This window comes from Sphingobium sp. TCM1 (genome assembly GCF_001650725.1).
Taxonomy (GTDB): Bacteria; Pseudomonadota; Alphaproteobacteria; order Sphingomonadales; family Sphingomonadaceae; genus Sphingobium.
In genome coordinates, this window is the sequence record NZ_LXVX01000011.1 from 22,591 (window position 1) to 45,823 (window position 23,233).

General features: G+C 61.6%; 21 protein-coding genes. 15 read left to right on the forward strand and 6 right to left on the reverse strand.

Translation table 11 applies throughout. The features are described 5' to 3' along the window. Window positions 1–38: 38 nt before the first annotated feature. Window positions 39–971: a PDR/VanB family oxidoreductase gene (locus A7Q26_RS07745; RefSeq protein ID WP_066858819.1), complete on the reverse strand. Its 933-nt coding sequence runs from the start codon at window positions 969–971 to the stop codon at window positions 39–41. Window positions 972–1,118: 147 nt separating this feature from the next. Beyond that, window positions 1,119–2,432, reverse strand: coding sequence for a Rieske 2Fe-2S domain-containing protein (locus tag A7Q26_RS07750; RefSeq protein ID WP_232313720.1), 1,314 nt, complete (start codon window positions 2,430–2,432; stop codon window positions 1,119–1,121). A gap of 271 nt (window positions 2,433–2,703) precedes the next feature. Between A7Q26_RS07750 and A7Q26_RS07755 the strand changes: the two genes are divergently transcribed. The 3 genes from A7Q26_RS07755 (at window position 2,704) to A7Q26_RS07765 (ending at window position 6,938) form a co-directional block, all read left to right on the forward strand. Next, complete coding sequence (locus tag A7Q26_RS07755) at window positions 2,704–4,905, forward strand: TonB-dependent receptor (protein WP_232313722.1); 2,202 nt, start codon at window positions 2,704–2,706, stop codon at window positions 4,903–4,905. Between the two features lie 64 nt (window positions 4,906–4,969). Then, on the forward strand, window positions 4,970–5,749 hold the full coding sequence (locus A7Q26_RS07760) for an SDR family NAD(P)-dependent oxidoreductase (RefSeq protein WP_066858821.1): 780 nt from the start codon (window positions 4,970–4,972) through the stop codon (window positions 5,747–5,749). A gap of 145 nt (window positions 5,750–5,894) precedes the next feature. After that, a complete protein-coding gene (locus A7Q26_RS07765; RefSeq protein ID WP_066859033.1) occupies window positions 5,895–6,938 on the forward strand; it encodes an aromatic ring-hydroxylating dioxygenase subunit alpha in 1,044 nt (347 codons plus the stop codon). Between the two features lie 79 nt (window positions 6,939–7,017). Here the strand turns inward: A7Q26_RS07765 and A7Q26_RS25110 are convergent, their stop codons facing one another. Next, a complete protein-coding gene (locus A7Q26_RS25110; protein ID WP_157102493.1) occupies window positions 7,018–7,167 on the reverse strand; it encodes a hypothetical protein in 150 nt (49 codons plus the stop codon). 299 nt (window positions 7,168–7,466) lie between these two features. On the opposite strand from A7Q26_RS25110, the gene A7Q26_RS25840 reads away from it, so the two are divergent. From A7Q26_RS25840 to A7Q26_RS07805, 8 genes are all read left to right on the forward strand, one after another. Continuing rightward, the gene (locus A7Q26_RS25840; protein WP_232313732.1) at window positions 7,467–7,604 is read left to right on the forward strand and encodes a hypothetical protein; all 138 of its coding nucleotides are present in this window, start codon (window positions 7,467–7,469) and stop codon (window positions 7,602–7,604) included. Between the two features lie 66 nt (window positions 7,605–7,670). Next, the gene (locus A7Q26_RS07775; protein WP_157102494.1) at window positions 7,671–8,420 is read left to right on the forward strand and encodes an SDR family oxidoreductase; all 750 of its coding nucleotides are present in this window, start codon (window positions 7,671–7,673) and stop codon (window positions 8,418–8,420) included. Window positions 8,421–8,587: 167 nt separating this feature from the next. Next, window positions 8,588–10,753 carry a TonB-dependent receptor gene (locus A7Q26_RS07780; RefSeq protein WP_066858824.1) on the forward strand — a complete coding sequence of 722 codons (2,166 nt, stop codon included), beginning with the start codon at window positions 8,588–8,590 and terminating at the stop codon, window positions 10,751–10,753. Between the two features lie 70 nt (window positions 10,754–10,823). After that, window positions 10,824–12,806, forward strand: a complete 1,983-nt coding sequence (locus tag A7Q26_RS07785) for a glycoside hydrolase family 3 protein (RefSeq protein ID WP_198162873.1) — start codon at window positions 10,824–10,826, stop codon at window positions 12,804–12,806. Between the two features lie 6 nt (window positions 12,807–12,812). Continuing rightward, window positions 12,813–14,501, forward strand: a complete 1,689-nt coding sequence (locus A7Q26_RS07790) for a thiamine pyrophosphate-binding protein (RefSeq protein ID WP_198162874.1) — start codon at window positions 12,813–12,815, stop codon at window positions 14,499–14,501. 2 nt (window positions 14,502–14,503) lie between these two features. Further along, window positions 14,504–15,301 carry an aspartate dehydrogenase gene (locus tag A7Q26_RS07795; protein WP_066858825.1) on the forward strand — a complete coding sequence of 266 codons (798 nt, stop codon included), beginning with the start codon at window positions 14,504–14,506 and terminating at the stop codon, window positions 15,299–15,301. 17 nt (window positions 15,302–15,318) lie between these two features. Next, window positions 15,319–16,803 carry an aldehyde dehydrogenase gene (locus A7Q26_RS07800; RefSeq protein WP_232313723.1) on the forward strand — a complete coding sequence of 495 codons (1,485 nt, stop codon included), beginning with the start codon at window positions 15,319–15,321 and terminating at the stop codon, window positions 16,801–16,803. 38 nt (window positions 16,804–16,841) lie between these two features. Continuing rightward, window positions 16,842–17,651 (forward strand): IclR family transcriptional regulator, encoded by an 810-nt coding sequence (locus A7Q26_RS07805; protein WP_066858826.1) that lies wholly within the window; start codon window positions 16,842–16,844, stop codon window positions 17,649–17,651. A 3-nt stretch (window positions 17,652–17,654) separates the two neighbouring features. On the opposite strand, the gene A7Q26_RS07810 is transcribed toward A7Q26_RS07805, so the two are convergent. From A7Q26_RS07810 to A7Q26_RS25120, 3 genes are read right to left on the reverse strand one after another with little or no spacing between them, the layout of a single operon-like run. After that, a complete protein-coding gene (locus A7Q26_RS07810; protein ID WP_066858827.1) occupies window positions 17,655–18,470 on the reverse strand; it encodes an SIR2 family protein in 816 nt (271 codons plus the stop codon). After that, window positions 18,467–19,723 carry an MFS transporter gene (locus A7Q26_RS07815; RefSeq protein ID WP_066858828.1) on the reverse strand — a complete coding sequence of 419 codons (1,257 nt, stop codon included), beginning with the start codon at window positions 19,721–19,723 and terminating at the stop codon, window positions 18,467–18,469. Before A7Q26_RS07815 ends, A7Q26_RS07810 begins: the two co-directional genes overlap by 4 nt. Before the next feature lie 18 nt (window positions 19,724–19,741). Next, complete coding sequence (locus A7Q26_RS25120) at window positions 19,742–19,981, reverse strand: hypothetical protein (RefSeq protein WP_157102495.1); 240 nt, start codon at window positions 19,979–19,981, stop codon at window positions 19,742–19,744. Window positions 19,982–20,169: 188 nt separating this feature from the next. On the opposite strand from A7Q26_RS25120, the gene A7Q26_RS25845 reads away from it, so the two are divergent. Genes A7Q26_RS25845 through A7Q26_RS07835 form a run of 4 tightly spaced genes read left to right on the forward strand, consistent with a single transcriptional unit; the run spans window position 20,170 to window position 23,231 of the window. Further along, complete coding sequence (locus A7Q26_RS25845) at window positions 20,170–20,502, forward strand: recombinase-like helix-turn-helix domain-containing protein (protein ID WP_066858829.1); 333 nt, start codon at window positions 20,170–20,172, stop codon at window positions 20,500–20,502. Next, the gene (locus tag A7Q26_RS07825; protein WP_332308763.1) at window positions 20,495–21,529 is read left to right on the forward strand and encodes an aromatic ring-hydroxylating dioxygenase subunit alpha; all 1,035 of its coding nucleotides are present in this window, start codon (window positions 20,495–20,497) and stop codon (window positions 21,527–21,529) included. The genes A7Q26_RS25845 and A7Q26_RS07825 overlap by 8 nt, the downstream gene beginning before the upstream one ends. After that, a complete protein-coding gene (locus A7Q26_RS07830) occupies window positions 21,529–22,317 on the forward strand; it encodes an IclR family transcriptional regulator (protein ID WP_066858830.1) in 789 nt (262 codons plus the stop codon). The genes A7Q26_RS07825 and A7Q26_RS07830 overlap by 1 nt, the downstream gene beginning before the upstream one ends. Next, complete coding sequence (locus tag A7Q26_RS07835) at window positions 22,314–23,231, forward strand: VOC family protein (protein WP_066858831.1); 918 nt, start codon at window positions 22,314–22,316, stop codon at window positions 23,229–23,231. The genes A7Q26_RS07830 and A7Q26_RS07835 overlap by 4 nt, the downstream gene beginning before the upstream one ends. The last annotated feature ends 2 nt before the right edge of the window (window positions 23,232–23,233 follow it).

Consider the following 23,233-nt stretch of genomic DNA (forward strand, 5'->3'; position numbering starts at 1 on the left):
ATTTGCCGGCGGGAAACTGAAAAACCGGAATATCCCAATCAAATGTCGAGGACGAGGTTTGCCGTCTTTGATCCCGAACAGCAGACCATGATGGAACGGTTGGCCGCCTTATCATCGTCACTCAGAAAATGGTCGCGATGGTCTGGGATGCCGTCGAGCACCTTCACTTCGCATGTGCCGCAAATCCCCTCGGAACAGGCGAAGCCGACATTGATCCCGGCGCTGAGCAGCGCGTCTAGCATCGTTTCGCCTTCCTCGACCGCGATGGTTTTGCCGCTCTTGGCGAGTTCCAGCGTGTAGCCGCCCTCGGTCGCCATTTCGGTTTCGGCCGAGAAATATTCGATATGTGCGTGCCCCTTGGGCCGACCGGCATTGAGGGCGACGAACGCATCGAGCATCCCTGACGGGCCGCAGCAATAAAGATGGGCGTCGGCAGGCGCAGCGTCGCAGATGCCCTTCAGGTCGAGGCGGCGACCGCCGGGGATACCGTCATAGGCGATTTCGACTTGGGGATACTCGGACAGGCGATCGACATAGGCGGCGCGCTCCGGGGAGGCTGCAACATAATGCAGCTCCCAGCTTTTGCCCAGCTTTTCGAGGCGAGCGATCATCGGCAGCATCGGCGTGATGCCGATCCCGCCGCCGATCATCACGGTGTGGCTGGCATCCTCCACCATCGGGAAATTATTCTTCGGCTCGGTGATGTCCAGGATCTGGCCGACCTGCCATTTTTCATGGATGTGGCGCGATCCGCCGCGGCCGTCGATCGCGTGATGGACGGCGATCTCATAATAGCTGCGGATTGCGGGGTCGTTGACCAGCGAGTAGCTGCGGGCCAAGCCAGGCGAAAGCTGGACATCGACATGGGCACCCGGATCGAAGGCCGGCATCAGCCCGGCATCGACGGGTTCGAGGATGTAGCTGTTGATGCCTTCGGCTTCCCAGCGAATATTCTTCAGTCGTGCGCGCATCGCCCTCTCCGTCCGGTGCGATGCGTCTCTTGGCAGGGCCGGGGCGCCATGGATCGGCGCGCCGGACAAACCGCAATGCGTTTCGTCACCTCTATCATCCTTGTCCGAGGCACCGGGGCATGGATCGCCCCGGCGCTTGCTTGCATGTCACTCAGCCACTTCGACCTTGTCGGGCCAGCGGACCGCCTTGGCCAGCGCCGCTTCATAGGCGTTGGCGAGGGTATCGTTGGGGTTGTGCAGGAACGATCCTGCGCGCGCCCGGTAAAAGATGCTGGGGTCTTCGATCCCCGGCGGCAGCGTGCCCTTGTTTGCCAGTGCGCGCGCGGCCATCAGCACGCGCCGGCGGACGCGGGCGATCATCTGGTCGGTCGGGGCCAGATTTTCAAAGCTGTGGTCGGTGATCGGCCCCATGCTCTCGGTTACGGCCTGGTCCTGCATGGTGATGTTGGGAATGCCGGTGAACTGGGTGCCGTTGCGCTGGGATTCGCGGTCGATCGCCCAGTCGTTCGCCTGGCTATCGGGTGAGCGCCAGCGCCCGAACCAGTCTGTCGTGTTGGGCGCATATGCGAGCGGCGCGAACAGAGGCGTGCCGTCCTTGAGCGTCGATGTGTAGGCCGGATTGCCGGCATCGACGCCGCAGGTGATGTCGAACAGCATCGAATGTTCGTCGTCCATCGGTACCCAGGCGCGGGCAATGGCACGGGTGGCAAAGCGGTTGTTGGGCGTCTGCGTCCAGAAGGGGAACATATAATGGGCGACGCGCCAGCTCATCTGCCCGTCGTCGTTCGGGCGATAGCCGCCATACATGACACCCCAGTCGGCCTGCGCGACTTCATAATCGGGCGCGCGGTTGAGCACGGTCGGACGCATCGGATGATCCTCGTCCAGATCCTCCGCGTCGATCGATCCGACATGGAGGAAGCCGACATGGCTGGTGTCGATGTCGCCTTCCAGGGCCTGGAGCCAGTTGCAGTCGCGTTGCAGGCACCAGATTTCCGCGTCCGGGTGCATCGTTGCCTCGATTTCGGGCAGCGGCGGCGGGGTGGACTGGTTTTCGCCCATGTAAACCCATATCAGGCCATTGGCTTCGTGTGTCTTGTACGCCTTGGCATGGACTTTTTCCTTGAAGTCCATACGGGCGGGGACGGAGGGCATATCGACGCACTTTCCATCCACATCGAACTTCCAGCCATGATAGACGCAGCGTATACCGTTTTCTTCGTTGCGGCCGATGAACAAAGACGCACAACGATGCGGACATCTATGATCCATGATGCCCACCCGGCCGCTGCTGTCGCGGAAGGCTATCAGCTTTTCGCACAGGATCATCAGGCGGAGCGGATCGCCATCGGCCTTCACTTCGGAGGACAAGCAGGCGGGCAGCCAATATTGGCGCATCATCGTGCCCATGACCGTGCCCGGTCCCACCCTGGTCATGTCGGCGCTATCAGTGGACTGCATGAGTTTTTCAGCCTCTTCCTTGCTTCTTGTTGTCAGCGTGGCTTGAATCGAGCCAGTGCCATTCCCTGAGTTCTAGCTAGAGGCTCATGACCCGCCGCCCCAATCGGAATGTGGTCAGACCATTCAATAACCGGGACGATACTATTGCGCCGGCGGGCTTTTTGCTGCTTCACGCTCCTCAGGCGGCATCAAGCCGTGTCGTTAAGGGAGAGTCCGGGAAATGCTTTTCAGCTTCAAAACATCCTGCGCGCTAGGGGCGATGGCTGCGGCGATGGCCGCCATGCCCGCCATCGCGCAGACCGACCAGGCAACGCCCCAGGAGGCTGCCCAGCAGGGCAACCTGCTCCCGGAGGATATTGTCGTCACCGCCGAACGGCGCGAATCGACCGTACGTGAAGTGCCGTTCTCGATCGCAGCTTTCGGCGGCGAGTTGCTGAGAGAGGCGCAGGTCTACAGTCCCGCCGCGCTGACCCAGCAGATGCCCGGCATCACCGTTAACACCGCCGACAAGTCGCTCTCGATCGTTGCGATCCGCGGCAATGTGTCGACCTTCCGCACCGCCACGCTGGACACGCCGGTCGCCTATTTCATGGACGACGTCTATTATGTGTTCAACAATGATCTTAATGCCAATTTCTTCGATACCAATCGGGTCGAAGTGCTGCGCGGGCCCCAGGGAACGCTGTTTGGGCGTAACGTGGTGGGCGGCGCCATCGCGGTCATTACCAACAATCCGGAGTTCAAGGAAGATTATTACGCTCAACTGACCGGCGGGAATGGCGGATATTTGCGGACCGAAGGCATGATCAATGCCACGCTGGTAGACGACAAGATCGCCGGCCGTTTCGCCTTCAGCACGGAACATAATGACGGCCTGATCGACACACCGAACCAGTCGGGCAGCTACGGTAAGTCGGACAGCTATTCGGCGCGCGGCAAGGTGCTGTTCCAGCCCACCGACACGCTCAAGATCATTCTGTCGGGCGACTATAGCTACACCAAGGGCAATGGAGGCGCGATCCAGCTGGGTATCGGCGGCAATCGGGTGATCCCGGACACCTTTGGCGATTTCAGCGACGACAAATGGACCAACAATGACTTCGTGCCCTCACCCTATCGGCAGCGTCTGCGCGGCGGCTATCTGCGCGGAGATCTGGACCTGCTGGGCGGCACGCTGACGTCGATCACGGGCTATCGCATGAACGACAGCCGCGCGATCAATGACGACGTGCCGGTCGGCACCGAAGTGCCGGTGTTCGACCGCCGCCAAGTGGTGAAGAACCGCAGCTTCACGCAAGAAGTCCGTTTCGCGTCTGCGCCCGGTCGCTTTTCTTATGTAATCGGTGCCTATTTCCTGTCGGCAGACGTTTCGACCACCAACATCTTCTTCTACAGCCCTCTACCCGGTTCGGCCGTCAACGCCAGCGTGCGGCGCAACCCGGACGTGACCAACATCACCCGCGTTCAGGAAGGCAATGTCCGCAGCCTGGCCGTGTTCGGTGAGGCAACCTTCGAGATCACCGACACGCTGGCCGTCGTGGCCGGTGGCCGTTACACGTCGGACCGCAAGAAGATCGACTATCACGCCTTCTCGACGACGGACGCAGGTGCGATCCCTGGGTTCGGCTTCCCCGGTGAAGTGTTTGCGTCGGGCGGCAAGACCTGGGATGCCTTCACCCCGCGCTTCACGATCAAGTTCGAGCCGATGGACAAGATCAACATGTATGCGACTTATGCCAAGGGCTTCAAGTCGGGCGGCTTCGTCGACAATGCGTATCGGAATCCGACCATCCCGCTGGAGCCCGAAAAAGCCGAAAATTACGAAATTGGCGCCAAGTCGCGCCTGTTCGACAACAAGCTCGACCTGAATATCGCGCTTTTCAAGCAGACGACTAAGAATCTCCAGAATTTCTCCGGCGCCGGCGGCATTGCGCATACCTATAACGGCACGCTCAAGATGAAGGGGCTCGAGGTCGAATCCGTTATCCGTCCGGTCGAGGATTTGCGCCTGACCGCCAATTACACGCATCTGGTGGGCAAATATACAGACCTGCGCGATCCCCTTGTGAATCTCGACTATTCGGGCAATCCGGCCAAGTTTGCGCCGCGCGACAGCTTCACCGTTGGTGCGGCCTATACCGGCCGTTTGGCCAATGGCGCGACGCTGACGCCGCAGGCGGACTTCAACTTCTCGACCCGGATATCGACCGACGACGCCAACACGCTGCGCCTGTACGACAATCTGCACAGCGATACGCGGGGTCGGACGCTCAACGCGCGGTTGAATTACGAGACGGCGGACGGGCGTTTTCAGATCGGCCTGTGGGGCAAGAACCTGACCAACAACTACCAGATCGTGAATGCGGATGACATCACGGCCTTCCTCGCGGTGCCCGGCAACGGCACCACCTATTGGAAGATCTTCACCAACACGCCGCGGACCTACGGCCTGACGCTGTCGTTCCGCCACTAATGCCCTTGGGCGGGGATGGCGATGCCTTCCCCGCCTTTTCCTCTGCCAATTTCAGGACCGATATATGACCGATCAATTCACCCTTCCCGCCAATGGCAGTTTTTCCTTTGCAGGGCGCACCGCGCTGGTGACGGGCGGCGGGCGCGGCGTTGGGGAGGCGGTGGCGCGCGAAATTCATGCCGGCGGCGGGCGCGTGGCGGTGAGCGACGTGGATATCGAGGTTGCACAGGCGGTGGCGGCGTCGCTTGATCCGTCGGGTGAGACGGCGATCGCGCTGGTGCTGGATGTGCGGGAAAAGGATCATTTCCTTGCCGCGCGGGATAAAATTGCGGGCCTGTGGGGCAAGGTCGATATCGTCGTGAACAATGCAGGCTTCGGCAAGCGCACGCCGACGCAGGATATTAGCCCGGAAGAATTTGATGCGATCGCCCAGATCAACATGCGTAGCGTGTTTCTGAGCTGCCAGATTTTTTCCGAACATATGCGGGAGAATGGCTATGGGCGGATCGTCAACATCACCTCGCTAGCCGGGCAGAATGGTGGGACGGTGGCGTCCCCCCATTATGCTGCGTCGAAGGCGGGAGCGATCATGCTGACCAAATATTTCGCCCGCTATCTGGCCGGAACGGGCGTGACGGTGAACGCCATCGCGCCAGGACCGATCGACACCGCCAAAGCGCGGCTTTCCGCAGAGCAGATCGCGCGGGTTGAGAACGAGGTGCCGGTAGGACGCTTCATGGCAGTGGGCGAGATTGCGGCTGCGACCGCGCTGCTGGCATCGGATCGCGGCGGCTTTTTCGTGGGCGCGACACTGGACATGAATGGCGGGTTGTATTTGCGGTGATCCCGCTTTGCTGTATCCAGTTCCCGCTTTTCTTATGGCGTTACGGGATTGCGATTGGCGCTGGCGCGCCGCCTATCCATAATCGCCCCCAACAATAGTGTAGCGCCGGCGCCATCAGCCGCCCGGCCGGACAATGGAGAGCAGCATGTTCATTTATAATGCATGGTATGTGGCCGCCTTCGCCGCCGATATCGAACCGGGCAAGACGCTGGGGCGCAAATATCTGAACAAGGCGGTCGTGCTGTTCCGCACGGAGAGCGGCGAGATCGCCGCTCTGGAGGACAGGTGCAGCCATCGCGCCATGCCGCTGTCCGCTGGGCATGTCGACGGCAACGTCATCCGCTGCTGCTATCATGGCGTTGAGTTCGATGGGAAGGGCACCTGCACCCGCATCCCCAATCAGGCCCGTATCCCCGCCGCCGCCAATGTCCGCCATTATCCGGTGGTGGAGAAGGATCATCTGATCTGGATATGGATGGGTGAACCAGCGCTGGCGGACCCGTCGATCATTGTCGATAGCCCGGAGCATAACGACCCCGAATGGTCCTGGCGCCCCTACAATTTCCCGGTGAAGGCCAACTGGCAGCTAATCATCGACAATATCATGGACCTGACCCATGTCCCTTATATCCATGCGCGCACGATCGGCGGGAACCCGGAGCAGCATTATAATGCCGACACCAAGGTCGAGTTCGACGGCCGCAAGGTGACACTGCTGCGCAAGATGCCCAATTCTATCCCGCCAAAATCCTATGTTGATGCAGGCGGGTTCAAGGGCCGGGTGGATCGCTGGCAGGAGGTGCGGTTCGAGCCGGGCATCGGCATGACCTGCCGGGTAAACGCGGGCGGCTGCGACGTCGGCACCGGGGCCTATGAAGGCAAGCGCGATAATGGTTTCATGCTGGCCAACAATCATTTCATCACGCCGGAAACGGAGACGACCAGCCATTATCTGTGGACCATCTGCACCACCGCGCCCAGGGACAGCGGGGTCCCCGACACGCTGTTCGACCAGTTTTTCGACACCATCACGGAGGATGAGGAAACGCTGCAAGCACAACAGGCCCGGATCGACGACGAGCCTGAGCGACCCTTCATCGGCATCGCCAGTGATGGGGCGGTCAACCAAGCCAGGCGCCTGTTGAGCGCAATGCAGGAAGCCGAGGAAGGCGGTAAGGTCGCGGCCTGAGCGACGCGACCCTGCGTATCTCTTTAACATAGCAGCTTGGTCCGGCCATGGCCGGCGCCTGATGGATTTGGTACGCAATTCATACCGCCGGGCAGGAGCACTGCGCCGCTGTATCGCCCGCCTTGACATTAATGATATGGGTGGCGCCCAGGTTAGGCGCCATGGCGTGGTACAACTTCAGCGGATCGGCGACGATGATCACGCCGGCGCCCGGTGCCTTCCCTGCCATGGCGGCGCTCAGGCCTACCAGACCGCCACCGGTGGGCAGGATGGTTCCGCCGGCCTGAGCCTCAGCGCGTTCATTGCAGCGGCATCTCCGGTCAGGATGCCGCAGCCAAGCGGGTCCATTGGCGCGCTGGCGCATACCTTCACCACATTGCGGGCAGCATTGGTCCCGCACGGCGATGTCGTTACGATACGATCCCGTAGCGATAATCCATACGCGTACTTCGTCTGGGCGCAATTCGCTCAACGTGAACCGCGCGACGGGCTGCAACCCTGATACAATGGCGACGGCTGGTGTCTAAGATGCAGCAGCACAGCGTGCCGGACTTTATCGCCCGCGGCAAGACGAGTGGCGCGCACCTCGTCACAAGTGGCGGGACGGGCGACCGGGTTGGCTATTTCGTCGAGTCAACGATCTTCGCCAATCCCGACTCAATATGATAGGATTGAAATAATAAGCGTGGATTGATATATGAATGATCCATAGATTTCACTATGGAGCTAGCGATGCTGAACGGCAGAAGAATTCTTATCACCGGAGCGGCCAGGGGCCTGGGTGCGGCTTTCGCCGAGGCCTGCATCGCCGCCAATGCCAGTGTCATCGTAGCAGATGTCGATGCGGAGCGCGGGGAAGAAACGGCTCTCCGACTTAGCGGGCAAGGGGACGCGCGCTTTTTTCATGTCGATGTCGCAGACGCCGGATCGATCGTCATGCTCGCGTCTCAGGTCAGTGAACAATTCGGTTCGATCGATGGACTTCTGAACAACGCCGCTTTGGCCACTGGTATTGGCGGCAAGACGTTCGAGGAGATCGACATCGAAACCTGGGACCGGGTTATGTCGATCAATGTTCGGGGAACTTGGTTGATGACCAAGGCTTTTGCGCCATTGCTCCGGCGGTCAAAGGTCGGCGGGCGCGTGCTTAATCTGGCTTCGGACACCGCTTTATGGGGTGCTCCGCGCCTGCTCCATTATGTGGCCAGCAAGGGTGCCGTAATCAGCATGACGCGCTCCTTGTCGCGGGAACTTGGCGGGGATGGCATTACCGTCAACGCGTTGGCGCCTGGACTGGTTCGTGTCGAAGCGACGGACTATGTGCCGCAGGAGCGCAAGGAGCTTTACGTCAACGGTGCAGCCATTCAGCGTCCGCATATGCCAGCCGATACAGTCGGCGCAGCAATATTTCTTTTAAGCGACTCGGCGGGCTTCATTTCCGGTCAGATCCTGCCGATCAACGGCGGATTCATCTCCGCCTGATTGGTTCCATTGCGCTCTATTCCGCTCATTTTCAACGGGAAATGAGCGGAATAAAATCTCGGTTCGACATTTCGCGTGAACCCGATTGACAGGATGAGCATTTTGCGGTTTGATCCACCATGAAACTAGCAGTTGAAATATAAAACATGTAGCAAGGGGTTAGGTTGATGGTGGTGCTTAAGAAATCGGTATTCCTCTGGACTGTCGCGGGCCTCCCGCTGGCGGCTGCGCTCGCTTCCCCCGCCTGCGCGCAGGGTGCGTCGGCCGAGCAGGGCGGTCTGGGCGAAATTGTCGTGACCGCGCAGAAGCGTTCGGAAAGCTCGCAGAAGACCGCGGCCGCGCTGGAAGTCTACACGCCCGATCAACTGCGCAAGAGCGGCGTGACAGACGTGTCGGGCCTGACCACCGTGTCACCCAGCCTCAACATCGGCGCCAGCAGTGGCGCTGCCTTCCTTTCGGTGCGCGGCGTCGCCAGCCGCGATTTCACTGAGATTGGTGACTCCGCGATCGCCGTCAGCATCGACGATCAGTATCTCCAGCGTCCGACCGGCATCAATGCCAGCTTCTACGACCTGGAGCGCATCGAAGTGCTGCGCGGCCCGCAGGGCACGCTCTATGGTCGCAACGCCACGGGCGGCGCGGTCAACATCATTTCCAAGAAGCCGGTTGACCATGAGGAAGGCTATGTCGCCATCGACGCCGGCAATTACGACACGATCAATGTCGACGGCGCGGTCAACATGCCGGTCACCGACGGTGTCGCGATGCGCGCGTCGTTCGTCAGCCGCTACAATGAAGGCTATCGTGACAATGGCCCGGCGGGTCGAGGCGACAGCACCAATGTGAAGGGGGGGCGCCTGTCCTTCCTGCTGAAGCCCACCGATCGCATGAAAGTGCTTTTGAGCGCCGATTATATGGACATCGGCGGCACGGGGGCGGTCTATGACGGCGTGAAGCTGACCACCGTCAACGGCGTCGTGACGACGCGTCCCAAGACCGACGCTTATGACGCGACCCATTTCGACCTGAACACCCGCGGCATCATGGACACGCAGAATCTGCGGCTCCTTGGCCGGATCGATTATGATCTCGATTTCGCAACGCTGACCTATATCGGCGGTTTCGTGCGCCAGGATTTGTACAACAAATGGGACAATGATGGGCAGGTGGATAAGGCGTTCATCTATACTCGGGATGAACTTTCCAAGGACATCAGTCATGAACTGCGGATCGCGTCGAATAACAGTCGCGGCCTGATCTGGCAGGCGGGTCTCTATTATTTCAAGGAAGACCTGAAGCTCGCCAATTTCTTTGATCTGGCGCCACTGGGTACGCCCATCAATGTCCGTGAATATCATTATGATGTGGACACCAAGTCCTATGCTGCGTTCGGCCAGCTGTCCTATGACCTGACCGACGCCCTACGCGTGTCGGCGGGCATCCGCTACACCAAGGACAAGAAGAGCCGGGTCGGTGATTCCTATGTCGGTTCGCTGACCCAGGACGTAACCGATGGCGTGGCGGAACGCACTTACGCCACCGACGACACACATGAGTCGTGGAAGAAGGTGACCTGGCATGGCGGTCTGGAATATCGCCTGAGCAACGCCAACATGCTCTATGCCAAGATCGACAGCGGCTACAAGTCGGGCGGTTTCAACAATTTCGGGCTTGGCAGCTATGATCCCGAAACGCTGATCGCCTATGAAGTAGGATCGAAGAACCGCTTTTTCAACGATGCGCTGCAATTCAACCTCAGTGGCTTCCTATATGACTATAAGGACCAGCAGGTTTCGCAGCTGATCGGTGCCAATACGGTGGTCGTCAACGCGGGCAAGTCGCGCATTTGGGGCATCGAGCCGGAATTCGTCGTCGCCCCGACGCGCGATGACCGGATCGACTTGTCGGTCACCTATCTGAACGCCGAGTTTACCGATCTTTGTACTGCCGTGTCGGCGGCTGGTGTCTGCACGACCTCCTATTCCGGCAACACGCTGGTGCAGTCGCCGAAATGGTCGATTAATGCCGGCTATCAGCACATCTTCCATGTGCTGGGGGGCGAGCTGACGGCGCGGGCGCAGACGCAATATCGGTCGATGCAGTGGATGACCTTCCTCAATCGCGCGACCGAGCGGCAGGATGCCTATACCCGCACCGACCTCAGCCTGGAATATCGCCCTGACGGCACCGATCTGTCGGTTCAGGTTTATGTCCGTAACCTCGAGAACAGCGTCGTCCTGACCGAAGCGTCGCAGAGCGGCCTTTACGGTGCGATCCGCAGCCAATATGCGCCGCCGCGAACCTATGGCGCGCGGTTGACCTTCCGCTGGTAAGATTAGGCGGGGTGGGAGCCTACCCGTTATGCTCCGCCCCGTTTCCAGCGCTGACTTTTTCGAGGTTCCCATGCCCAGCTTCCTTCGTGCGACATCTGCCATTTTTCTGGTGCTCTTCGGGTCGCAAGTCGAAGCGCGGGAGGCGCAACCCGTGCTGCAAAGCCGGGTTGCGTCCATTTTGTCGGCAGATGGCCTGAAATTCAGGGATCTCAACAAGAATGGCCAACTGGACCCTTATGAAGACTGGCGGCTCACGGCGGAGCGGCGGGCGAGCGACCTGACCGACCGGATGACGGTCGAGGAAAAGGTGGGCCTCATGATGTTCGCTTCGTTGTCCGGTTTTGCCGGGCCGGGAGGCGAAGTCATGGAGAAACTGGCACCGCCACCCCCGGGGGTTCTTAAATCCCCGGTCAATGTGCCTGGCGTTCCGGGCTTCGACCGCGTGGACAAGCCTTCGCCGCGTGCGCTCATCCTGGGCAAGCATGTCCGCTGGCTGGCGACTGCACCTGTCGGGTCGCCCGCCGATGCGGCGCGCTGGTCCAACGGCATTCAGGAAATGGCGGAGCAGGACCGCCTGGGTATTCCTGTCGTGATCGGGTCCGACCCCACGCACACGACCAACCGTATGCCAGGAGGGGCCTTGCCGCCGCCGGATCGGATCAAGCCCATGTCGAGTTGGCCCGACCAGATCGGCTTTGGCGCCATCGGCGATCCGCAGGTCGTAGAGAAGTTCGGCAGGATTGCGGCGGCGGAATCCCGCGCGCTGGGCTATCGCGTCGTCATCAATCCGATGGCCGATACGGTGACCGAGCCACGCTGGAACCGCATTCCGGGCACTTTCGGCGAGGACGCCGACCTCAACGCCCGCCTGACCGCTGCTTTCATCAAGGGATTTCAGGGCGAGCGGATCGGCAGGGACAGTGTCCTGACCGTGGTCAAGCATTTCCCCGGTGATGGCCCGGTGGACGACGGGCTAGACCCGCACAACCCCTATGGCAAGAATTTCCAATATCCCGCCGGGCTGCAGGCTCTGCATCTCAAACCCTTTGCCGCCGCGATCGAGGCGGGCACGGCGTCGATGATGACGGCCTATGGCGTGCCTACTGGGCTGGACACGGTTGCGAGCAGCTTTTCCAAGGCGGTCGTAACCGATTTGCTCCGCAGCAAGATGGGCTATGACGGCATCGTCGTCAGCGACTGGCTGCACGCCATGCCGTGGGGCGTGGAGCATCTGACCAAGCAGGAGCGCGAGGAGCGGATGGTGGCCGCCGGCGTCGACCAGTTCGGCGGCGAGCATGAAACCAGCTATATCGTCTCGTCGGTCAAGGCTGGGCGGGTGAGCGAAGCGCGTATCGATCAGTCTGCGCGCCGTATCCTCACGCCCATGTTTGCCCTTGGCCTGTTTGAAAATCCCTATGTCGACGTCGAACAGGCGGGCCATATCGTCAACGCGCCCGATTTCGTGGCGGCGGCGAATGATGCCCAGCGGCGCGCTGTCGTCCTTTTGAAGAACCGGCGCGGCGTGCTGCCGCTCAAGCCGGGCGCGAAGCTGCTGCTCAAGGGGTTCGCCAAGACGCCCGCCGTCTTCGATGGACGCATCGTGACCGATGCGAAGGCAGCCGACGTGATCATCGTCAAAGTGAACGCGCCCTATGTGGTGAACAAGAGCGGCGAGGCCTTCTTCAAGGAAACCCACGAAGGGCCGCTGGTGTTTGCCGGAGCCGACAATGCGGCCGAACTGACGATGATCCGCGAGGCTGCGGCAACGAAGAAGCCGGTGATCGTGGTCATGAGCATGGAACGCCCGGCCGTTCTGTCCGAATTTCTGGACAAGATCGACGGAATGGTCGCGACTTTCGGATCCGACGACGCCGCCGTCGCCGATGTGCTTTCCGGCAAGTTCGATCCCACGGGCAAGCTGCCGTTCGACCTTCCCGCCGATCAATCCTCCGTCGAAACCCAGAAGGAAGACGCGCCGCACGACTTCGCGCGGACGCTTTTCCATCAGGGATTCGGCCTTTCCTACACTCAGCATCAGAAAAAGGGGCGATAGTCCGACATGCAGAATTTAGCCGCCGTCATGGATGACAACGCGGGTGCGGAACAGGCGGTCGAGCAGTCCACCGTTGGCGACGTGATCGTCCGTCTGCTGGAACATTGGGGCATCAGCCACGCCTTTGGCGTCATCAGCATCCATAATATGCCCATCCTCGATCCGCTGGGGGAACGCGGCAACATCCGCTTCATCCCGGCGCGGGGCGAGGCAGGCGGCCTCAACATGGCCGACGCCCATGCGCGCGTCACTGGCAATCTGGGCGTTGCCTTCACCAGTACCGGGACGGCGGCGGGCAATGCCGCGGGCGCCATGGTCGAGGCGCTGACCGCCGGCTCGCCGGTGATGCACATCACCGGGCAGGTGAAGCTGGAGCATCTGGACCGCAACCGCGCCTATATCCACGAAGCGCCCGCGCAGATGGACATGCTGCGCGCCGTGTCGAAGGCCGCCTATCGCATCACCTCGCCCGACCAGCTGGTCGCGACGATGGTGGAGGCGGCGGAAAATGCCCTGTCCGCGCCGACCGGGCCGGTCAGCATCGAAATCCCGTGGGATGTGCAGGGCATGGCGATGGCTGTGCCTGCGGAGCTGCCCGCGCTGCAACCGCGCCGTCCCGCGCCGCTGGAGGCGGACATCGATGCGCTGTTCGAAAGGCTGGCGAAGGCGCGCCGCCCGTTCCTGATGCTGGGCGGCGGCGCACGTGGCGCGGAGGAAGAGGCCAGGGCGCTCGCCGACCTTGGCATCCCCGTCGTCACCACGACCCAGGGGCGCGGCATCCTGTCCGAACTTCATCCCATGTCGCTGGGCGCGTTCAATTGCACGCCACAGATCCAGGCGCTTTATGACAGCGCTGACCTGATGATCGTCGCCGGGTCGCGCCTGCGCGGCAACGAAACCTGGACCTACAAGCTGCGCCTGCCCCGTCCGCTGGCGGTGATTGACGTCGATGCGACGGCCGACGGCCGGACCTATGAGAATGACCAGTTCCTCCATGGTGACGTGAAGGCCGTGCTGGCAGGGCTGGTCGCTCGCGCGCAGGGCAGGCTCGACATCGACACCGCGCTGGCGAGCGAGATCGCTGTGGCCCGCGATGAGATGCAGGCTGCGCTGCGCAAGGGACTGGGCGCCTATGACGCGCTGGTCGATGCGCTTCAGGCGCGGATGCCGGCCGATGCGGCATGGGTACGCGACGTAACCGTGTCGAACAGCACCTGGGGTAACCGCTATCTGCGCGTCGGCCACAGCCGCGCGGGCGTCCACGCCGTGGGCGGCGGCATCGGCCAGGGCCTGCCCATGGGCATCGGCGCGGCGCTCGGATCGCAGGACGGCGCGGTCGTGCTGTCGGGCGACGGCGGCCTTAACCTTTGCCTGGGCGAACTGGCGACTATGGCGGAAGAACAGCCCAACATGGTCCTCGTGCTGATGAACGATGCGGGCTATGGCGTCATCCGCAACATTCAGGACGTCGACTATGGCGGCCGCAAGCATTTTTCCAACATCCTGGTTCCCGACTTTGGCGGGATCGCGGCTTCCCTGGGCCTGCGGCATGAAAAGGTGACGTCGGTGGAAGATTTCGGCGCTGCGTTCGACCGCGCGAAACTGGCGGGCGGCGCGGCCATCGTGGAGGTCGACATGGTCGCGATCGGCCCTTATCCTGTCCGCTTCGCCGGTCCGCCCAAGCTGGAGAAGTGACCATGGCAGCGCGCGCGCCCATCCGGATTGCCTTCATCGGTGACGGCGGCATTTCGCGGTCCGTCCGCGAAACACTGGCGGAAACCGGGACGCCCTTCACCGTCTCAGCGATCCTGTCGCATCGGACCGAGGGGCAGGGCATCGAGCAGGGCGTCGGCACGCTGGCGGCGTTGTTGGAAACCCGGCCCGACCTGGTCGTGGAATGTGCCGGCCATGGCGCGGTCATCGCCCATGCCGCCACGATCCTGGAGGCGGGTGTTCCGCTGATGATCGTGTCGATCGGATCGCTGGCCGATGCCGACCTGCTGGCCCGGCTGCGACAGGCAGCCGAAGCGGGGAACAGCCGTATCATCCTGGCGGCCGGCGCGATGGCGGGGATCGACGCCCTGTCGGCGGCGCGACTCGGCGGCCTCAGCCGAGTGGTCTATCGCGGTCGCAAGCCCCCGGCAGCCTGGTGCGGCACACCTGCGGAACAATTGTTCGATCTGGATAATCTGGACATGCCCAAGATTTTCTATCGTGGCTCAGCGCGAGAGGCGGCGCTCACCTATCCCAAAAACTCCAATGTCGCGGCGACCATCGCCTTGGCCGGCATTGGCTTCGACCGGACCGAAGTGGAACTGGTCGCCGACCCAACGGTGGAAAAGAACATTCATGAACTGATGTTCGAGGGCGAAGACGGCCGCTTCGACATCACCATCTGTGGCGCCCCGTCCAAAGCCAATCCCAAGACGTCGGCCTTGACCGCGCACAGCATCGCGCGCCTGATTGCTGGCATGGCGTCGCCCATCGTCATCTGAAACGGACTCAAGCGCAAATGATGGATTTTTCGGAAATCTTCGTCGGCGGCCAATGGCGTGCTGGCGGCGGCGGCCAGGCCGACAGCATCAATCCCGCAGACGGATCGCTGGTAGCGCGTCATGGCGTCGCCAGCGTCGCGGATGTGGCGGAGGCGGTCGAGGCGGGACAGCGGGCGGTCGCCGACCCGGAATGGCGCACCATGCTGCCCCATGTTCGCGCACGGTTGCTCCACCGGATCGGCGACGCCATCGAAGCGCAGGCCGAGCACATCGCCGCTTTGCAAACCGCAGATACCGGAAAGACGCTGACCGAAACCAGGGCGCTGGCTCTGTCGGCAGCTGGCACATTTCGTTATACCGCTGCGGCGCTCGAAACGCTGGACGATGCGCTGACCACGCCGCGCGGTCCTTATCTCACCATGTCGGTGCATGAACCGATCGGCATTGTCGGGGCGATTACCCCTTGGAATTCTCCTATCGCCAGCGATGCGCAAAAGGTCGCACCGGCGCTGGCGGCGGGCAATGCCGTGCTGCTGAAACCCGCCGAATGGACGTCGCTTGTCTCGCTCAAATTCGCGCGCATCGTAGAAGAGGCGGGCCTGCCGCGAGGGCTTCTGTCGGTGCTGCCCGGGCCGGGTGCGACCGTGGGGGATGCTATCGTCCGTCATCCCGGCGTGGGCAAGATCAGTTTCACTGGCGGCACAGTGACCGGCAAGCGCATTGCCGCTATCGCAGGTGGAAAGCTGATGCCGGTATCCTTGGAGCTGGGTGGCAAGTCGCCCACCATCGTCCTGCCCGACGCCGACATTGATCATGCCATCGCGGGCATACTGTTCGGCATCTTCAGTTCAACGGGGCAATCCTGCATCGCCGGATCGCGGCTGTTCGTGCACCGGTCCATATATCCCGATTTCATGGCGCGGCTGGTGGCGGCGACGCAGGCCCTGCGCGTCGGGCGCGGCACGGACGGCAGCACGCAGGTCGGGCCGCTGGTTGCCTTCGCGCATCGCGACAAGGTCGCCGCCCATGTCGAGGCGGCGAAGGCGGCTGGCGCCACCCTGCTGTGCGGTGGTCAGGCACCGCAGGGTGAGGGCTATGACAAGGGCGCCTTCTATCTGCCCACGATCCTGGCCGATGTCGATCATGGCGCGGCTATCTGTCAGGAGGAGGTGTTCGGGCCGGTATTGGTCGCTATCGCTTTTGATGACGAGGAGCATCTGATCGCGCAGGCCAATAACAGCGTTTATGGCCTGGCGTGTGGTATCTGGACCCGCGATTTCGCGAAAGCCTATGCGCTCGCTCGCCGGATCGCAGCCGGCACGGTCTGGATCAACACCTACAAGCAATTCAGCATTTCGACGCCCTTTGGCGGCGTCAGGGAAAGCGGCCTTGGCCGGGAAAAGGGGCGAGAGGGAATCCGCGCCTACATGCAGCAAAAGAGCCTCTACTGGGGCCTGAACGACCAACCTTTGCCTTGGGCCACGCCCAAAACTGCTCTATAGCCCGCCTGATTTTGTAGATGAACAGGGGTTTTGCAGGAATGGACTCTGAGGACGCGAAGGCTGATCTGGACGAGCGGTATATCGTGCCTGGTCTTCAGCGAGGGCTCCAGATGCTGCAGACCTTCACCCGCGACCGCCAGCAGCAGACTGTCGCGGATATGGCCAAGGCTGTAGGAGTAACCCGTTCAACGGCATTCCGGATCGTCTATACGCTGGAGGCCCTGGGATTTCTGCGTCGGCTGCCCGACACGCATCGCTATCATTTGGGTAGCCGGGTGCTCGAGCTTGGCTACAGCTTTCTGGCCGGTAAGGATCTGATCGAGATCGCCAATCCCGTGCTGAAGCATTTGCGCGACGAAACCCAGGCATCGTCTCATCTGGCCATCCGCGAAGGTCGGGACGTTGTCTATGTCGCTCGGTTTCAGGGCAATACCAGCCTGATCAGCGCCATGACGGTGGGTTCGCGACTGCCCGCCCATGCGACGGCGCCCGGCCGAGTGATGTTGACGGGCTTGCCGCTGGCGGAAGTCGTGACCCTGTATGGGGATTATGACTTCGAAACTTACACCCCGCAGACGCCCAAGAGCATGGGCGAATTGGTCAGCCTGGTCGAGCAGGACCGGAAGCAGGGTAGCGTAGTAAGCTGGGGTTTCTATGAACCAGACGTTGCCAGCACCGCTGCACCGGTCTTCAACGCGGCCGGAAAGATGGAGGCCGCCGTGTCAGTCGCGTGCCCGATCAAGACCTATGACCGCGAGGCCTTCGAAGTGCGTGTCCGCCGCAAGGTGGAGGAGGCCGCTGCGGAAATCTCGCGGGCGCTGGGCTATCGCGCCGATGAGGCGGCCTGAAGCCTAGAACTGATCGATCTGCGCCTTCAGGTTTTCGAGAAAGCTGAGCATGGAGGCGGCGGGGTCACTCGCCTTCTGGTGCAACACGGTGATGCCCCAATGTTCCAGCACGGTGTCCTGAACCGGATCTTCGCGCGCAGTGAAGACGAATGACGCCGGGCGATCCCGCTCCCGCCCGGACTCGCGCCATGTCTGCCATAGTTTGTACAGCGTCATGCGGATGTTGAGGTCCGATACGCTGTAACCGATGAATAACAGGGTGCGGCCAAAAGTATCGGCTTTGAACTTGATGTCGAGCGGCGTTTCGGAAATCAGCCGTTTGAAATAGTCGGTTTCGGCCAGGACCAGGGACTCATCGTCGTCGAAGTCGCCATGAAACTTCACGATTTGGGGAAGGCCGTTGTCGGCGTTCACAATGTCACTGGTGTTGGCGACCTTCACAAAATCACGTTGCGCCAGCCGATAGGCGATTTCCAGATTATTGTCGTAATTGGTGGTGTAGATGATCGGAAAATCAAGTTCCACGATGATGTCATGGATGCGCGATTCGCGCACTCGTTCCGCCGAGACGGTCCAGGTGCGGTCCATCCAACTGCGCAGCGGACCAATGCTGCCATGTTTGAGCCGGTAATATTCGGCCAGCGTCTGATAGGTCCAAGCCGGCTTCTCGGCATAGGGTAAGTCGAGGTCCGCTCGCATATGGTCTATCAATTCCGACCAGGATGGAAGGCCCACGCTCATCGAAACGCCAGCGCCGGCAAACAGGATGGCGCGCCGATCCTTGACTGCTTTGGCCAGCTTTTCCATCGTTGATGTCATGCCAGTGCCTTTTTCGACCTGTGCATGGTCGGAACGAAGCGAACGGGATAGGGGGCAAGCCGGCTGAGCAGCAGGCACGCCATCGCCATCGCGGCTGAGCCGGCGATCATTGGCGCCTGATAGCCGCCGGTAAGATCGCGGCCGAAGCCGAACAGGGCCGGCCCGGCCGAAGCCCCGATCAGGAAGATGGCGAGCAGGTCGCCATATATCGCGCCGAAGCAGCGCTGACCGAAATAGCGCGAGATGAAGAGGGCGATCACGTCGCTTTCTGCGCCGAAGCCAAGGCCGATGGTCAGGGCCACCAGCGCCAGCAGGCCGACTGAATGGGTGTCGCCTACAAAGGCCGCCAGGATGAATCCCGCTGCGGACATGGCGAAGAAGCAGATCGCAACGCGCGGGACGAAGAAGTGGTCTGCCAGAGCGCCCACAAGCACGCGGCCGAAGATGGTGGACAGGCCATAGGTCGACGCGACAATTGCCGCCTGCGCGGTCGGCAATCCGCGATCGAGCGCCAGCAGGGCGATATGGGGCACTACTCCGGTCAGTGCCATCGACGCCAGCAGGATCGCGCTCGCCATGAGCCAAAAACTTCCGGTGCGTCGCGCTTCCGACAGGCTGAGGCCGTCGCCGTCCCCCTGTTTCGCAACAGCGTTCATATTGGGATGCGATAGCAGCAAATTCAGTAGGAAGGGAACGATAAGCAACGCGGCCATGGCGCACAGCGCCGGGCGCCAATCCATGACCGCAAGCAGTTGGGCGACCAGCAACGGAATGACCGTATAGCCAAGGCCAAGGCCAGCCGCCGCGATGCCGACAGCCAGCCCGCGGCGCTGGATGAACCAGCCGGTGATCAGCTTGGTATAGCTGATGCTCTGCGTGCCAACCGTGAGCGCGCCCCAGAGAAATGTCAGGCCATAGAACGCAAACAGCGACCCGCCGGTCAGCGAAAGGCCGAGAAATCCGGTCGCCAGCATGATCAGCGAGGGAAAGAGGACGGTCCTGACGCCCAGCCGGTCGATCAGCTGGCCGGTAAAGGATGATGCCAGCACGCCAGCAATATTGAAAAAGGTGAGACTCAGCATGATGGCGCCGCGACCCCAGCCGAAGCTGTCCGCCAGATGCGGTGCGAACAGACCTAGAGACCCGAAGATCATCGGCCCGGGACTGAATGCCAGCCCAACAACGGCTGCAAGAAGCACGCGCCAGCCCGGAAAGGACAGAGAGGATTCGCGGACGGGATAGGAACTATTCATGGGGCTGCTGCTCATAAATCAGATGCCAGTTTTATCGATTGGGTGCGAGAGCAGCAGATCGCCAGATCGCGATTTGGTGCGTGGGAGCTTGAGGTGCGAACCGGGATCCCGTCGAGTCGCTACGCGATCACGCCGGCGATCGAGGGCCGTGGCGCCATGTAAAAAGCGCGTAGCGTAGAGCATGGCCGGACGCCAAGGCGAGAAATCTGCGCCTACCTCAGCCATTTCGTGGCCATCGGAAATGCCGGTTTCGCTCATCTGGTCCACTCAACCTTCAGTTCACAATTGATCCGATGTCTCATATGCGAACTATCCACATTCCGTTGTCAAGCTGCATATGGCTGCGTTCGAATGATATGGCCAAAAAAAATCGATGTTGACCCGGTTTGCCAAAAAGGCATAGGATCATTTTTGGCACATCGTTTCATATATAAAGCGAGGGTAGAGTGTCGGAGTTTAATTCTTTCCTGATCTTGCCAAGCTGCGAAGCGGCCAAGGGCGGCGGCCGCTACATCGAGGAGCCTACGAGGGTTGAGAATATCGTGTTCCAGACCCGCCCCGGAGCGCTGACCGCGTTCGAGGATCGGTTCGCGGATGCGTTAATGTCGGTTTTTGCCGAAGGACATGACGAGCTGGAAAGCGTGGCGGCTGGGCTCAACAGTAAGGGCAGTACCGACCCGCAGGGGGCGTCCTGGTCTGCCGATAGTCTCGCACGAATATTGTCGGTGCTGGGTAAGGCTGTGTTTGCAACCGTCGAAGAGGAACGGGTCCGTGGCTAAGGAAAAGATCGTTCCTACCGCTGAGCAGCGGCTCAATGCCGGGCTTCGTAACCTCTGGTATCCCGTGGCGGCTAGCTGGATGGTAGCCAAGGCGCCGGTCGGTTTGATCCGATTGGGCGAGAGGATCGTGCTCTGGCGCGACGAGGGTGGGCAGGTTCATGCGGTTGAGGATCGCTGCCCGCATCGCGGCGCTCGCCTGTCCATGGGGTGGAATCTGGGCGAGCGGGTGGCTTGCTGGTATCATGGCGTAGAAGTCGATGGCGAAGGGCGGATGGCGCGCGTTCCCGCGCTCGCCAAATGCGGCATTGAGGGCCGCAAGTTCAATATCGCCTATCCGGTCATCGAAAAGGCCGGCGCGATCTTCCTCTGGTTTGGTGACGAGGGGGTCGAGCCGAGGCCGCTGACGCTTCCCGAAGAGATTGACAGCGAAGAATGGGGCCAGATCCTGTGCACTGCGCACTGGAACTGCAATTATCGCTACGCCGCTGAAAATGTGATGGACCCGATGCACGGCGCCTATCTTCATGCTGTGTCGCACTCCATGGCCGAAGGGGACAAGACCGCGACCATGCAGGCTCGCGCGACAGACCATGGATTCATCTTCGAGAAGACCAACCAGTCCGGAGTGAATTTCGACTGGACCGAATTCGGCGACACCGGTGCCCACTGGCAGCGCCTGTCCATCCCCTACCGCAAGTCAGCGGGGCCGGGCGGTTCCTTCAGCATCGTGGGCATGGTCGTACCGGTCGATGAGACCAGCTGCCGCGTTTTCTTTTGGCGCTGCCGCAAAGTACAGGGTTGGCAGCGCGACGCGTGGCGCTTTCTCTATCGTGCCCGGCTGGAGGGGCTTCACTGGGACGTGCTGGAACAGGACCGACTGATCCTCGAGGGCATGAAGGACGATGCGCGCGATCATGAGGCGCTCTACGCCCATGATGCGGGCTTGGTCCGCCTGCGTCGTTTGATGCAAGCGGAAGCGAAGAAGCAGGTTGAGGCCTTGGCGTTCAAGGCGGAAACGGTCGTCTGATGTCGGTGCCGGGCCTTGCGCGGGGGATCGCGGTGTTGCGCCTGTTCAGGCGCGATCGCGCCATGCTGTCACCAGCCGAGATCTGCTCGGAACTCGACCTGCCTCGTTCGACGGTTCATCGCCTGCTGACGGAGCTGATCGATCTCGGTCTCATCCGTCGCGAATGTGACGGCCGCTACGCTTTGGACAGCGGCGTCCTGACGTTGGGATTCGAGTATCTGGCGTCCAACGACCTTGTCGCCCTGTCGGCGCCCATCCTCGAAGAACTCCGCGACCGCACCAACTGGTCCACCCATCTGGCGGTGCGCCAAGGGACACGGGCGCTCTATCTCAGCCGCTACCCCGCACAGGCTGCGGTAACGCGTAATGTGGTGGTGGGCAGTTCCCTGCCCGCCCATGCGACGGTGATGGGACGGGTGCTACTGTCAGACCTGGAGCCGACGGAATTGCAGACGCTCTACGCCGATGGCGCATCGCTGGGCGGGGGACAGGGGGTGCCGGCGTCGCTGAGCGAATTACAGCGGATGATCGATGTCGACAGGAACAAGGGCTACGCGGCGGCGGACGGCTTTTTCGAAAGTGGCGTGATCGCGATCGCCGCGCCGGTCCGGGATATGTCCCTGAAGGTCGTGGCGGCCATCAACGCCATTCATGCGGGTGTTGCAGGTGAGAACATGACGGCGATGGCGTCTGCAGTTGTCGCCGCGGCGAATGCCATTTCCAGATTATTGGGCGCGCCGGCGCAGATGCCGGTGGTCCCCCATGCTTTCGAAGGAGAAGAAGCGTGACGATTACGGGCGTCGATGCCGTCCTGTTCGGTGTCGAGGAGTTTGAAGAAGCCCAGCGCTTTCTGCTGGATTGGGGCCTGTCGGCTACCGATGAAACCGATGGGATGGCCCATTTCCGGACCCGCGATGGCACGCAGGTTGTGGTCGCGCGGGCGGATGACCCTTCGCTGCCCCCGGCGATGCAGGACGGGCCGACGCTCCGCCAAGTGATTTGGGGCGTGGAGAAGGCCGCCGACATCGATGAACTGGCCGCGCGACTAGGTGGCGACGGCGTGCGCGAGGGCGATGCGCTATCCGTCATCGATCCCAACGGACTGTCCCATGCCTTCCGCGTGACTCGCCGCGCGGCGGTGATGGCCGACCCGCAGGATGTGAATGGTCCCGGCCTTGCCCGTCGGGTGGACGCGCGCTCGACCATCTACGAGCAGGCGCTGCCGATCTCGGTGGGGCATGTCGTGTTGTTTGTCGATGATCTCGACAAGACGCTGTCCTTCTTCCTCGACCGGCTGGGCTTCACCGTCAGCGACAGCTATCCGGGCCACGCCGCGTTTCTGCGCGCCCGCACGCCGGGCAGCCATCACGACGCCTTCGTTCTGCGCCGTCCCGGTAAGCCTGGACTGAACCATGTCGCCTTCACCGTCAGCAATATCCATGAAGTATTCGGGGGGGGGCTGGCGATGAGCCGCAAGGGATGGACGACCGACATTGGACCCGGCCGCCACCCGATTTCATCCGCCTATTTCTGGTATTTCAAAAGCCCGTTCGGCGGCTCGCTCGAATATTATGCCGACGATGACTATTGCACCGAGGCATGGGAACCGCGCGAATATGAGCGTTTGCCCGAACTGTTCGCCGAATGGGCGATCGCAGGCGGCATAGACGGCAATACCCGCCGCCAGGCGCGCGCCGCCTGACC